11 protein-coding genes, 1 tRNA gene and 1 riboswitch are annotated in these 12,890 nt (G+C 71.6%); of the genes, 7 read left to right on the top strand and 5 right to left on the bottom strand.

What is annotated here, in order from left to right; translation table 11 throughout:
* Positions 1 to 8: 8 nt before the first annotated feature.
* The 3 genes from ACYVO7_RS00980 to ACYVO7_RS00970 all read right to left on the bottom strand — a co-directional run bounded on the left by ACYVO7_RS00980 (position 9) and on the right by ACYVO7_RS00970 (position 3,252).
* Positions 9 to 1,559: a TrkH family potassium uptake protein gene (locus ACYVO7_RS00980; protein WP_460447987.1), complete on the bottom strand. Its 1,551-nt coding sequence runs from the start codon at positions 1,557 to 1,559 to the stop codon at positions 9 to 11.
* 8 nt (positions 1,560 to 1,567) lie between these two features.
* A complete protein-coding gene (apaG, locus tag ACYVO7_RS00975; protein ID WP_460447986.1) occupies positions 1,568 to 1,960 on the bottom strand; it encodes a Co2+/Mg2+ efflux protein ApaG in 393 nt (130 codons plus the stop codon).
* Between the two features lie 89 nt (positions 1,961 to 2,049).
* The gene (locus tag ACYVO7_RS00970; protein WP_460447985.1) at positions 2,050 to 3,252 is read right to left on the bottom strand and encodes an O-succinylhomoserine sulfhydrylase; all 1,203 of its coding nucleotides are present in this window, start codon (positions 3,250 to 3,252) and stop codon (positions 2,050 to 2,052) included.
* A gap of 48 nt (positions 3,253 to 3,300) precedes the next feature.
* Positions 3,301 to 3,381: riboswitch (SAM riboswitch) on the bottom strand.
* 107 nt (positions 3,382 to 3,488) lie between these two features.
* Between ACYVO7_RS00970 and ACYVO7_RS00965 the strand changes: the two genes are divergently transcribed.
* The 7 genes from ACYVO7_RS00965 to mgtA all read left to right on the top strand — a co-directional run bounded on the left by ACYVO7_RS00965 (position 3,489) and on the right by mgtA (position 10,440).
* On the top strand, positions 3,489 to 4,583 hold the full coding sequence (locus tag ACYVO7_RS00965; RefSeq protein ID WP_460447984.1) for a 2'-deoxycytidine 5'-triphosphate deaminase: 1,095 nt from the start codon (positions 3,489 to 3,491) through the stop codon (positions 4,581 to 4,583).
* A gap of 56 nt (positions 4,584 to 4,639) precedes the next feature.
* Positions 4,640 to 4,714, top strand: a tRNA-Gly gene (locus ACYVO7_RS00960).
* Between the two features lie 146 nt (positions 4,715 to 4,860).
* Positions 4,861 to 6,069, top strand: coding sequence for a SorA family sulfite dehydrogenase catalytic subunit (sorA, locus tag ACYVO7_RS00955; protein WP_460447983.1), 1,209 nt, complete (start codon positions 4,861 to 4,863; stop codon positions 6,067 to 6,069).
* A gap of 9 nt (positions 6,070 to 6,078) precedes the next feature.
* The gene (gene sorB, locus ACYVO7_RS00950; RefSeq protein WP_460447982.1) at positions 6,079 to 6,381 is read left to right on the top strand and encodes a SorB family sulfite dehydrogenase c-type cytochrome subunit; all 303 of its coding nucleotides are present in this window, start codon (positions 6,079 to 6,081) and stop codon (positions 6,379 to 6,381) included.
* Positions 6,382 to 6,567: 186 nt separating this feature from the next.
* A complete protein-coding gene (locus ACYVO7_RS00945) occupies positions 6,568 to 7,044 on the top strand; it encodes a hypothetical protein (RefSeq protein WP_460447981.1) in 477 nt (158 codons plus the stop codon).
* 63 nt (positions 7,045 to 7,107) lie between these two features.
* Positions 7,108 to 7,752 (top strand): phosphoribosyltransferase, encoded by a 645-nt coding sequence (locus tag ACYVO7_RS00940; protein ID WP_460447980.1) that lies wholly within the window; start codon positions 7,108 to 7,110, stop codon positions 7,750 to 7,752.
* Between the two features lie 51 nt (positions 7,753 to 7,803).
* Positions 7,804 to 10,440 carry a magnesium-translocating P-type ATPase gene (mgtA, locus tag ACYVO7_RS00935; protein ID WP_460447979.1) on the top strand — a complete coding sequence of 879 codons (2,637 nt, stop codon included), beginning with the start codon at positions 7,804 to 7,806 and terminating at the stop codon, positions 10,438 to 10,440.
* Positions 10,441 to 10,470: 30 nt separating this feature from the next.
* Here mgtA and ACYVO7_RS00930 read toward each other — a convergent pair whose 3' ends face one another.
* Positions 10,471 to 10,668: a hypothetical protein gene (locus ACYVO7_RS00930; protein ID WP_460447978.1), complete on the bottom strand. Its 198-nt coding sequence runs from the start codon at positions 10,666 to 10,668 to the stop codon at positions 10,471 to 10,473.
* Between the two features lie 114 nt (positions 10,669 to 10,782).
* On the bottom strand, positions 10,783 to 12,876 hold the full coding sequence (locus tag ACYVO7_RS00925; RefSeq protein WP_460447977.1) for a S8 family serine peptidase: 2,094 nt from the start codon (positions 12,874 to 12,876) through the stop codon (positions 10,783 to 10,785).
* Positions 12,877 to 12,890: the final 14 nt, after the last annotated feature.

Below are 12,890 nucleotides of genomic sequence, written 5' to 3'. Positions count from 1 at the left end.
TGGAGTGTCTATCCGCGCCAGAAGCGCGGCATGAAGAGCACGAACAGTGTGAAGATTTCCAGGCGGCCCAGCAGCATCGTGGCGACGAGCACTCCATAGGTCGCCGCCGGCAGGCCCGCATAGGCCCCGCCTTGCCCCAGTTGGGCCCCGAACCCCGGCCCGGTGTTGGAGAGCTGGGCGGCCGCCGTGGAGAGCGACGCCCCGAGCCCGAGGCCGGTGAGGTTGAGGGCGAGGGCGGCCGCCAGGACGGCAGCCACATAGGCGATCAGGAAGCTCACGACGGCCAGCGCCGTCCCGTTGTCCACCGGGGCGCCGTCGAAGGTCAGCGGGGTCACCGAGTGCGGCAGCCTGATGCGCCGCAGCGCCTGCTTCACCGTCTGTCCGAGGATCAGGATCCGGAAGAGCTTCAGCCCGCCCGCCGTGGAGCCGCCGCATCCCCCGACGAAGAGCAGCGAAAACAGCACGGCCTGCGCGAAAGGGCTCCAGGCCGCCCCGTCCGAGACCCGAAAGCCCGTGGTGGTGAGCGTGGAGACCGCGGCGAACAGCCCCTCCCGCAGCAGGCCGGGTCCCGGCGCTGCGCCCGACGCGGCGAGCGACAGGGCGAGCAGCGCCGCGGCCGAAAGCCCGACGGCTCCGAAGGCGCGGATCTCATGCGAACGCCAGGGCGCGCCGGCGTCGCCGCGCAGGGCCCGGACGAAGACCGCCAGCGGCAGCGCCCCGGAGATCATGAACAGGATCGCCGTCCACTCCACGCCCGCGCTGCGGAAATGGCCGATGGAGGCGTCATGCGTCGAGAAGCCGCCCGTCGAGACCGTTGCGAGCGCGTGCGCGACGGCGTCGAAGGCGCTCATGCCCGAAAGCCCGTAGCAGGCCGCGCAGGCGGCGATCAGTCCCGCATAGGCGGCCAGGATCCGGCCCGCCATGGTCCTGGCCCGGGGATACAGGAGCTCGCGCCGCGGCGCGGCTTCGACCCGGGCGACCTGGGCGCCTCCCACCTGCAGGGCCGGGAGGACGACGACGCCCAGCATCAGCGCCCCGGCGCCGCCGAGGCCGTTGAGCATGGCCCGCCACAGCAGCGGTCCGGCCGAGAGCCCGTCAAGGCCCCGGATGGCCGTGCCGCCCGACGCAGTGAGCCCCGACATGGCCTCGAACAGGGCGGCCGGATAGGACAGGGCCGCCTCGCCGAGCCAGAAGGGCGTCGCCGCGAACGAAGCGAGGACGAGCCAGGCCATCGTGACGAACAGGAACGCCTCGCGCACGCGAAAGGCGCGCGCCGGGGTCTGGCGCGTGGCGAGCGCAAGCGCCGCTCCGGCGAAGACCGTGAGCCCGCCGGCGAGCGCGAAAACGCGCCAGCCCTCCTGGCCGGCCGCGAGGTCCGCCGCGGCGGGCGCGCCCATCAGGGCCCCGAGCAGCGTCAGCAGCAGGGCCACGGGATAGGCGACGGCGCGCAGGTCGATCACGGACAAACCGGTTCGGGTCGGCGGCGGGATCCGGAAGCGCAGGGCGAGGCGGGTTTCGCGGATGGCGGGAGCGCCTGCGTCCGTCCCAATCGGAGACACGCCGGGCCTTAGTGCATTACCCGCCTCTGGTTCGGGCTGTCGAGAGAGAAGGCCGGGATTTCCACGCCGAACACCTCGCCGGCCGCCGTCTGCATCTGGTATTCGCCCGACATGATGCCCTCGGACGTCTCCAGCGGGCATCCGCTGGTGTATTCGAAGCGTTCGCCCGGCCCGAGCACGGGCTGCTTGCCGACCACGCCCTCGCCGCGCACCTCCTGGACGACGCCCCTGGCGTCCCGGATGTGCCAGTAGCGGGACCGCAGCGTCACGGTCTCCTGCCCCAGATTGACGATCTCGACCGCGTAGGACCAGAAATACCGGCCTTTGTCGGGGGAGGACTGCTCCTCCATATAGGCCGGCGAGACGGTGACCTGGATCTGGCGGGTGACGGCCCGATACATCGGCGAGCAAGCTCCTGCGACGCGCAGCGACGAAGACGCGTAGCCTCTAGGCTGTTTCGCGTCCGATGGGAAACGCCCGGCTCGCGCCGTCAGCCCCGCGCCGCCTGGGTGAAGTCCGAGATCAGGTCCTCGGCGTGCTCCAGCCCCACCGACAGGCGCAGCAGGCCCGGCGTGATGCCGAGCTCGGACCGCGCCTCCAGGGTCAGCCTCTGATGGGTGGTGGTGGCCGGGTGGGTCACGATGCTCTTGGCGTCGCCGAGATTGTTGGATATCCGCACCAGCCGCAGCCGGTTGCCGAACGCGAAGGCGCCGGCCTTTCCGCCCTCGACCTCGAACGCGATCATGGTGCCGCCGCTGGCCATCTGGCGCTGCGCCAGCGCGTGCTGGGGGTGGTCCGGCCGGCCCGGATAGAGCACCCGGGAAACGCGCGGGAGGCGCGCCAGCGCGTCGGCCAGCCGCGCCGCCGTGCGGGCCTGGCGTTCCACCCTGAGGCCCAGGGTTTCGAGCCCCTTCAGCAGCACCCAGGCGTTGAACGGCGACAGCGCCGGTCCGGTCTGGCGCAGGAGGTTGTGGATGTTGTCGTTGATGAACGACGCGGAGCCCAGGATCACGCCGCCGAGACATCGGCCCTGGCCGTCGATGTGCTTGGTGGCGGAATAGACCACGCAGTCCGCCCCCAGCCTCAGCGGCTTCTGGTGCATCGGCGTCGCCAGCACGTTGTCGACCACCAGCGTCGCGCCGGCCCTGTGGGCGATGTCCGCCACCGCCTCGACGTCGATGATCTCCAGGGTCGGGTTGGTCGGGCTCTCCAGGAAGAACGTCTTGGTGTTGGGCCGCGCCGCCGCGCGCCATTGCGCCAGGTCGGTCCCGTCCACCAGCGTGGACTCCACGCCAAAGCGCGGCAGCAGGTCCTCGACGACGTAGCGGCAGGAGCCGAACAGCGCCCTGGCGGCCACCACATGGTCGCCCGCCCGGACCTGGCCCATGAGGGCGGCCGTCACGGCGGCCATGCCGCTGGCGGTGGCGCGCGCGGCCTCGGCGCCCTCCAGCATGGCCATGCGCTGCTCGAACATCGCCACGGTGGGATTGGAGAAGCGCGAATAGATGAAGCCGGGGTCCGACCCGTCGAAGCGCGCCTCGGCCGCCTCCATGGTGTCGTAGGCGAAGCCCTGCGTCAGGAACAGCGCTTCGGACATTTCCCCGAAGGCCGAGCGCGTGGTTCCGCCATGCACGAGCTGCGTGTCGGCGTGAAGGGCGGCGAGGTCGAGGCGGGGCTGGTGGTCAGGCGGCATCGCCGGTCTCCAGACATGAAAAAACCGGCCGGGTCGGGACCGGGCCGGGCATGCGCCGCCCCGGCCTTTTAGCACTTCGATCAGACGTGGCGGCAAGCCGGCCGGCGCAAAAAGACCACGATTTCCACACGTGCTTACGCTCCGCCCCGGCGAGCGTCAATGATCGGTTTGGCCTCGCGCGCCCGATGCGCTAGACGAGACGGAGGCCGGGCAGGACGTCCGGCGAGGACCGCGCCTTGATCTTCAAACCGGGCATTCTTCCCTCGCAGTCGATCGAGGCCCTCGCGGCCGCGGGTCGCCTGCGGTCCGACGAGCCTCTGGTGGCCGGGCAGATCCAGCCCGCCAGCCTCGATCTGCGGCTGGGGCGTCGCGCGTTCCGGGTCCGGGCCAGCTTCCTGCCGGGCCACAAGGCGAGCGTCGAGGAACGCATCGAGCGCCTCTCGTTCCACGAAATCGACCTCGCGCGCGGCGCGGTGCTGGAGACCGGCGCGGTCTACATCGCCGAACTGCTCGAGAGCCTCGACCTGCCGCCCGACCTGGCGGCGGGCGCCAATCCGAAAAGCTCCACCGGGCGCCTCGACGTCTTCACCCGGGTGATCGCCAACGGCGCGCGCGAGTTCGACCAGATCGCCGCCGGCTATTCCGGACCGCTCTTCCTGGAGATCTCGCCGCGCACCTTTCCGGTGCTGGTGCGCACCGGGTCGCGCCTGTCGCAGCTGCGCTTCCGCTCCGGCGCGGTGCGGCTGGACGACGCCGAGCTCCTGGATCTGCACCGCCGCGAGCGGCTGGTGACGTCCTCCGAGCCCTCCGTCCAGAGCGGCATCGCGGTCAGCGTCGACCTTTCGGGCTTCGGCGAGGGCCAGCTCGTCGGCTACCGGGCCAAGCGTTTCACCGGCCTCGTCGACGTCGACGCGGTCGGCGCGTGCGACGCCGCCGAATATTGGGACCCGCTGCGCCTCAAGGGCGAGGGCGAGCTCATCCTCGATCCCGGCCAGTTCTACATCCTGGCCTCCAAGGAGGCCGTCCACGTGCCGCCCGATTACGCGGCCGAGATGACGCCCTTCGACCCGCTGGTGGGGGAGTTTCGCGTCCATTACGCCGGTTTCTTCGACCCCGGCTTCGGCCACGCGGGCGCGGGCGGGGCCGGGAGCCGCGCCGTGCTGGAGGTCCGCTCCCGCGACGTGCCCTTCATCCTGGAGGACGGGCAGATCGTCGGAAGGCTCGTCTATGAGCGCATGGCCGAGCGCCCCGCAGCCCTCTACGGCTCGGGCCTCGGCTCGAACTACCAGGCCCAGGGCCTGAAGCTCTCCAAGCACTTCCGGGCGCCCTGAACCCCGCTCTCCCCCATTGCGGCCCGCGCCGATTCCGCCCTATAAGGCTCAGGAGCGCGGGCGTAGTTCAGTGGTAGAACGACAGCTTCCCAAGCTGTATGTCGAGGGTTCGATTCCCTTCGCCCGCTCCAATCCATCATCGTCGAACCTAGGAACGGCGCGCTCCGGCGTTCGCCACTTCAGCGTGCATTCTCCTTGATTGGCGCCCTCCGGGTTGCAAATGTCTCTGGGGTCCGACAAGGCGCCGAACACGGGCGCCGGGACGGAGGAGACGAGCATGGATCGGCGACAGTTCCTGCATCGCGTCGGCCTGGGCGCCGCGGCCTTCGGCGCGGTCCCGTGGGCGACGCGCCTGGCCAGGGCGCAAGAGAGCGTCACGTTGCCCTTCGGCGCCGGCGAGCGGGCCTTGGTCGCCTATCCGCAGAAGCGTCCGCTGATCCAGATGACGGCGCGGCCGCCGCAGCTGGAGACGCCGTTTTCGGTCTTCGACGAGGGCGTGATCACGCCCAATGATGCGTTCTTCGTCCGCTACCATCTGGCCGACATCCCGCTGAGCATCGATCCCGACGCGTTCCGGGTCGAGGTGAAGGGCAAGGTCGATCGTCCGCTCTCGCTGTCGCTGGCCGACCTGAAGGCGATGGAGCCGATCGAGATCGTCGCCGTGAACCAGTGCTCCGGCAACAGCCGGGGCTTCTTCGAGCCGCGCGTCGCCGGCGGCCAGCTCGCCAACGGCGCCATGGGCAACGCCCGCTGGCGGGGCGCGCCGCTCAAGGCCGTGCTCGACCGCGCGGGCGTCCAGGCCTCCGCCAGGCAGGTCGTCTTCGACGGGCTCGACGGCCCCGTGCTGCCCGCCACCCCGGACTTCGTCAAGGCGCTCGACATCGACCACGCCCGTGACGGCGAGGTGATGCTCGCCTATGCGATGAACGGCGAGGACCTGCCCTTCCTGAACGGGTTCCCGCTGCGCCTCGTGGTCCCAGGCCGCTATGGGACCTACTGGGTGAAGCATCTGAATGAGATCGAGGTGGTGGACGGCGTCTATGGCGGCTTCTGGATGCAGTCCGCCTATCGCATCCCCGACAACGCCTGCGCCTGCGTGGAGCCCGGCAAGGCGCCGGCGAAGACGACGCCCATCCAGCGCTTCGACGTGCGCTCTTTCATCACCAACCTTGCGGACGGGGCGAAGGTGCCCGCCCAGGCGGACGTCCTGGTGAAGGGCGTCGCCTTCGACGGCGGCGAGGGCGTCACGGAGGTGCTCCTGTCCGCCGATGACGGCGTGAGCTGGTCCGGCGCCCGGCTGGGAGAGGACCTCGGCCGCTACTCCTTCCGGGAGTGGCGGGCCCAGATCCGGCTGCCGCCCGGAGAGCACGCCCTCAGGGTCCGGGCCGTGAACCGGATCGGCCAGTCGCAGCCCATGGAGCCGCTGTGGAACCCGGCCGGCTACATGCGCAACGTCACGGAACGCGTCCGCGTCCTCGCGGCCTGAGGAGGTCCCATGCGCCTCGCCCTGAAGCTCTCCGCCGCAGCCGTCCTGGCCTCCGGGGCCGTGGCCGTCGCCAAGCCCGTCGTCTACCAGCTGCCGCCGGAGACGGCGAAGCTGCGGTCGGGGCCGGGCGTGGAAATCGCGCAGAACAATTGCACCGCGTGCCACTCCGTCGACTACATCGCCATGCAGCCCCCCAAAAAAGGCAAGGCGTTCTGGGAGGCCGAGGTCTCCAAGATGATCAAGACCTACAAGGCCGAGATCAACGACGACGACGCCAGGGCCGTCGTCGACTACCTGGCGACGACCTACTGAACCGGGCGGCTGCGGCCAGCGCGGCTGCAAGCCCACCCTGACAGGGGGCGCCCTCCCGCCAGAGCGGGAAAGTCCGCATATTTACAATCTCGCCGTGTGCTATGATTGGGCTCCCCTCAGCGTCGCGGAAGGCCCGCCCCGCGCCACCAGCGGCGTTCTGGCTTCCGTCAGCCCGCAGGAGCAACGATGAGAGCGACCCTGTGTTTCCTCGGCGCGCTCGCCATGACGGCGCCGCTCCTGGCGGAGGACGCGCCCTTCGCCCAGAGCCCGAGGCCGGCGGCGCGGATCTCCGACCCGTCCGTTCCGGCGCTCGGCGACATCATGCTGATCGCGCAGCTGCGGCACATGAAGGTCTGGTACGCCGGCCGAAGCCGCAACTGGGCGCTGATGGCGCATGAGGTCCAGCGGCTTCAGGACGACCTGATCCGGGCCGCGTTGCTGTACGAGAACATCCCGGTCGAGGAGGTCGCCAAGACGAGCGGCCCCATCGCCAACATGGTCGCGGCCTCCCGGCGGATGGATTCCGCCCAGTTCGACGCCGCCTATGCGGAGCTGACGGGCGCCTGCAACAGCTGCCACAAGGCCGGTGGGGTCGATTACATCCGGATCCAGACGCCCTCCTCGTCGCCCTTCAGCGACCAGGCCTATCCGACCGCCCCTTAGGCCGGCCGGCGCGAGGAGGCCCTGGGCCTCAAGCCGCCGGGGGCGCTGTCGAGGGAGTTCGCGATGTTCAAGGACAGGGTCGACGCCGGGCGCCGGCTTGCGGCGGCGCTCTCCCCCCTCAAGGCCGAGGCGCCCATCGTCTATGGGCTGCCGCGCGGCGGCGTGCCGGTCGCCGCCGAAGTGGCGCGCGCGCTGGGCGTCCCTGTCCACGTCCTCCTCGTGCGCAAGATCGGCGCGCCGGGCGAGCCGGAGCTGGCGCTGGGCGCCGTGGCGGACGGCGACCCGCCCCTCGTCGTCTGGAACGAGGCGCTGGTGCGCGAAATGGGCCTGGACGAACGCCGGAAGGCCGAACTGGCCCAGGAGCAGCTCGCCGTGCTGGAGCAGCGCCGGCGGCGGTTCAGGTCGCTGCCGCCCCGGCCTTCGGCCAAGGGCCGGACGGCGGTCGTGATCGACGACGGTCTGGCCACCGGCGCCACCGCCCGGGCGGCGCTCCTGGCCCTCCGGGCCGAGCGGCCGGCCCGCCTGGTCCTCGCCGCGCCGGTCTCGTCGCCCGAGGCCGCCGAGGATCTCGCCGACGCCGCGGACGAGGTCGTCTGCCTGCAGACGCCGGCGCTGTTCCGGGGAGTGGGGGGCAGCTACCGGGATTTCGGCCAGACGAGCGAAGATCAGGTGATCGCGCTGGTGAGGAGCCTCGGCCAGCGCCGGTGATCCCCGGGTCGCCCGGCGCCGCCCGCCCGAGCCGCTTGAAATGGAGCAGGCATGAAGCACCGCGGCGCCGCGCCGGGCGAGATCGAAGCGCTCCCCCCGTCCCGGAACCCGGCCGCGACGCCGGCGGCGACCCTCGGTTCCGCGCCCGCCGCCGGCGCGCCGGAGCCGTTCTGGACCCAGTCGCCGGAGGCGGTCTGCGCGTCGCTGGGCTGCGGCGCGGACGGCCTGAGCGCGTCCGAGGCGCGCAGCCGGCTCGACCGGTACGGCCCCAACAGCGACGCCGAGACCACGAGCGAAACCTGGGTCCACGCCGTCCTGCGGCGGCTGCTCGAACCGCTGTCGCTCATCCTGCTCGCCGCCGGCGTCGTCTCCGTCGCCACGGGCGACGAGGTCGGCGGCGGCATCATCGTCACCATCCTGGCGCTCTCGATCGGGCTGGACACCGTCCAGGAAGGACACGCCATCAAGGCCGCGGACGTGCTGCGCCGGTCGGTGGCCCTGAAGGCGGAGGTCAAGCGGGACGGCGCGTTCGTCCAGGTCGAGGTCGATCAGGTCGTCCCCGGCGACGTCCTGCGGGTCCGCGCCGGCGACATCATCCCGGCGGACGCGCTCGTTCTGACGTGCTCGGCCTTCACGGCCGGCGAGGCGGCGCTCACCGGCGAGCCCTATCCGGTGGAGAAGCGGGCGGGGCCGGTCCAGGCGGACGGCCCCGGCAGGGCCTCCAACGCCCTGTTCCGCGGCGCCGTGGCGCTCACGGGCGAGGCCAGCGCCCTGGTCGTGCGGACGGGCGGCCGCACGGTCTTCGGCGCCGCGGCCGCCGCCTTGGCGACCGCCCAGACGCCCTCGCCCTTTCAGCGGGACCTGCACGCGTTCGGGCTGGCGATCGCCCGGTTGACGCTCGGCCTCGTCGTGGTCGTGCTGGCCACGCGCATCCTGGCGGGCCGCGATGTCCTGGGCTCGCTGATGTTCGCGGTCGCCCTCGCGGTGGGGCTCACGCCCGAACTGCTGCCCATGATCACGACCGTGACGCTGACGCGCGGGGCGCTGCGGATGTCGCGCCGGAAGGTCATCGTCAAGCGCCTGGCCTCCATCCACGATCTCGGCGCCATGACGGTGCTGTGCACCGACAAGACCGGCACGCTGACCTCGGCGGAGATCCATCTGGATCGAAGCCTCGGCCCGGACGGCGCGCAGGATCCACGGCCGGCGCGCCTCGCCGCCGTGGCCGCCGATCTCGGAGGCGACCGCGGCGCGCTCGACGCGGCGCTGCTCGCCGGCGCGGCCATGGCTGCGCGGGGCTGGTCGCTGAAGGGGCGCCGCGCCTTCGACTTCGCCCGCCGCACCGGCTCCATCCTCGCCGACGGCCCCGAAGGCGAAACGCTGATCGTCAAGGGCGCGCCCGAGGCGGTGATCGCGCTCTGCGCCGCCAGGCGCACGAGCGCGGGCCGGGAGGACATGGACGAGGCGCGGCGGGCCGACGCGCTGGCCCGCGTGCACGCGCTTGCGAAGGAGGGCTTGCGCAGCGTTGCGGCGGCGTCCCGCCCCTGGACGAAAGCCACGCAGGACGTCGCGCCCGAGGATGAGAAGGGCCTCGTCTTCGAGGGCCTGTGCGCCTTCGCGGACCCTCCCAAGGCCACCGCCAGGGCGGCCATCGCCCGGCTGGCGAAGGCCGGCGTGCGCTTGAAGATCCTGTCCGGCGACGATCCCGTGGTGGTCCAGCACGTGGCCGGCCTGGTCGGGATGGGCGCCCGGACGGTCCTGTCGGGCGAGGACGTCGCCGCGCTGAGCGACGACGCGCTCGCAGTCCAGATCCAGACCGTGGACGCGTTCGGCCGGCTGGCCCCGGACCAGAAGTCCCGGATCGTCAAGGCTCTCCAGTCCAGGGGCTCGATCGTCGGCTATCTCGGCGACGGCATCAACGACGCGCCGGCCCTCAAGGCCGCCGATGTGGGCCTCTCCGTCGACGGGGCGACGGGCGTCGCCCAGGCCGCCGCGGACATGATCCTGCTGGCGCCGGACCTCGAGGTCGTCGCCGACGGCGTCGAGGAGGGACGGCGGACCTTCGCCAACATCCTGAAATATGTGCGCATGGGCGCGAGCTCGAATTTCGGCAACATGCTCTCGATGGCGGTCGCCTCGATGGCGCTGCCCTTCCTGCCGATGCTGCCCACGCAGATCCTGCTCAACAACCTGCTCTACGACCTCTCCGAGATCGGCATTCCCTTCGACGGGGTTCGGGCGCAGGCCGCCGCCCGGCCGCAGGTGTGGGACATGCGCGCGCTCGTGCGCTTCGCCGCCGTGATGGGACCCTTGTCGTCGCTGTTCGACGCGATCACCTTCGCGGCGCTCTACCTGATGTTCCGCGCTTCGCCCGACGAGTTCCGCACGGCCTGGTTCCTGGAATCCATGGCCACGCAGATCCTGGTGATCTTCATCATCCGCACCAATGGACGGCCCTGGGCCGATCGTCCCTCGGCCGCATTGTCCGCTTCGTCCCTCCTCGCCCTCGCGGCGGCGCTGGCGATCCCGTTCACACCGCTGGGGGCCTGGTTCGGCTTCCAGCCGCCGTCCCCGGCCGTGCTGGCCGGCGTCGCCGCGATCGTGGCGGTCTATCTCGCGGCCGCCGAATGGCTGAAGCCGCTGGCCCTGCGCAGGACCCCCGGCCGCCCGGGACGGCGGACGCGATAGGGCGGGCGGTCCTGCGTCGTCGATGTCGGGTCAGGCGCGGCGGTCGAGGTCCTCGAGCCTTTTCTGGAGCATCGTGAGCAGGTTCTGCTGCTCCTCGATGCGCGCGGCTGACCGGTCCTCGTCGCCCGCGCCCGAATAGGCCGCGGACTGCTCGATGAGGTCGCTGATATTGGCCCTGACGATCGCGATCTGCGCTTCCAGTGCCGATTTCTCGTTGCTGTGGTCCATGGTCGCTCCCCCGGTGACGCCGGCAAGCCTAAGCCTGCGCTTCGCGCTCGTCACGCCTATAGGTTGTCCAGGCCTGCGAGGCGGACGCGCGCCGCCCGCCTGGGCGGGGCTGGCTCAAGGATCCGGCACGTAGCCCAGGCCCTCACGCTCGACGTCCGGCGGGGGCGGCCCAGCCTTCAGGGCGATCATCGCGTCAGCCGCCGCGCGGTCGATCGCCGCGCCGGCGAGCGCGGCGCCCGCCAGCAAGGCGGTCATGCGGGGCGCGGCGACGCTGGTTCCTCCCTGGGCGACTGCGGACCCCGTCCGGGTTCCAGACGCGATCACTCCCCGCCGCACGCTGGAGCGGTCGCTGGTCATCAGGCAGTCCGGGCCGGCTCGGAAGCCCGGCGGGCCGACCGCGCTGGGAGACGCCGGGCCCGCCGACGAATAGCGCGCCACATGCCGGCCTTGGCGCCTCGCGGCGCCGACGACGACCGGAGAGGGCCCTGTCGCGAGCGTGTTCAGCGTCCCGCGCCGCTTCACGACGCTGTCGTTGTCGACCTCGACGGGCCGGCCTTGCAGGTCGAAGCGCTCGTAGTCGGGCGCGTCGAAGTAAGACTGCCGCCCGCGCGTGGGGTAGCCGTAGGGCGTGTCGTCGCGATGCACGCGCGCGTGGATCTCCTCGTCCGCCGCGAGGCCGTAATTGGTCAGCCTGATCGTCCAGACGCCGCTCGGGGCGACCCACTGGGCGTTGTTGGGACCCTGGTGGGCGAGGCTGAACGTCCGCCGGACGAAGATGGTGAAGAAGCCCCTGCCGGCGTTCGGATCGACGGCGTAGGCCACCCGGTAGATCACCGTCTGGCTGCTCTTGGCCTCCCGTAGCGGGCCGCCCTCCAGGATGCTGAGGGCGTTGCCGCGCGGCGGCGTCAGGGTGAGGCCGACGCGGCCCGCTGGCGCGCCGGGCGGCATATAGATCTCGACGACGCTCGACGTGCGGTCGTCCGGCAGCACGCGCCATGGCAGACAGACCGTGTCGCCGACGGCCTGGAACGCGATGCAGGCATGCAGCCGGTCGAGGAAGCTGTTCCCGGCCGCGATCACCACCGTGGCGTCGACGCCATGCGCGGTCTTGTAGGCCGTGGTCAACTCCTCGATGGAGCGCTCGATGGTCCCCGTCCCGTCATGCGAGCCGGCCGTGGTCCCGTAGCTCAGATTGATGACCACCGGCGCAGGCGCCGAGCCGATCTGAAGCGCCCGCCTCAGGATGTATTTCAGGCCCTCCACCACGAAGTACTCCAGCCGGGCGGAGGCGGGGATTCCCGTCACGGTAAGCGGGAGCTGCACGGCGATGATCCTGCGGTCGGCGCCTCGCGGGTCGTCGGGCGCGAAGCCGGCGGCGAGGTCCAGCACATGCGTTCCGTGCGCGCGGCGCCACGACACCCCCTTGTGCCCCGGGATCGCCGGATCGGTGAGGCCAGCAAGCCGGTACGCCTCGTCCTCGTCGACCTCGCCCCCATGCGTGCATCGGGCGATGATGTCTTCGACGCCGCCGGGCCCGGTCCGGACGATCTCGCGTCCGTGCAGGAAGCCGGGAGGGGGCGTCCCGATCCCGTCCTGCATCCAGAAATACTCGACGCGGCTTCCGTTCGCGTCCCGGAACCGCTCGTGGGCGAAGGCGAGCCCGTCGTCGATGATGCCGATGATCACCTGCGGCGGCGTCGCCGCGTCCGCGCTCCGCTGGGCGGCGACGGCCTGCGCCGACTCCGGCCCGGAGCGTCGCGGGGACCGCCGGGCGGCCGGCGCGGGCTTCTCGCCGGGCCGCGAAAACCCCAGCATGGCGTCGGAAAGGGGCGGCGACACGGCCGCCCGAACGACCTGTCCCCGGTAGTGTCGGGCGACGACGCGCATGAACGTCCGCACATAGCTCCGGGCCACCTGGACCGTGACGACGCCCGGCTCCTTCCCGTCGAAGGTCGGCTCCAGGTCCGCCGGCGAGACGCGGACATTGTCCAGCCACAGCGCGCGTTGCCGCTCGGCCCGGATCACGTCCTTCGCCTCCGCGAAGTCGGCCGCGCGAAGTCCGCTCAGCTCGAGGGTCATCGGGACCCAACTGATCGAGTCGTCGTCCCGGAAGAACTCGTCCGGGGCCGCCAGCAGGTTCCAGAACACCGACGGCGGGAAAGGGCCGTCCTCGAACCGCTCCGCTTCGCTCTCGTCACGCTTGGCCATGCCGGCCTCCTGTT

Source organism: Alsobacter sp. SYSU BS001988 (assembly GCF_054796215.1).
This window is presented reverse-complemented; position numbering and strand designations above follow the sequence as displayed.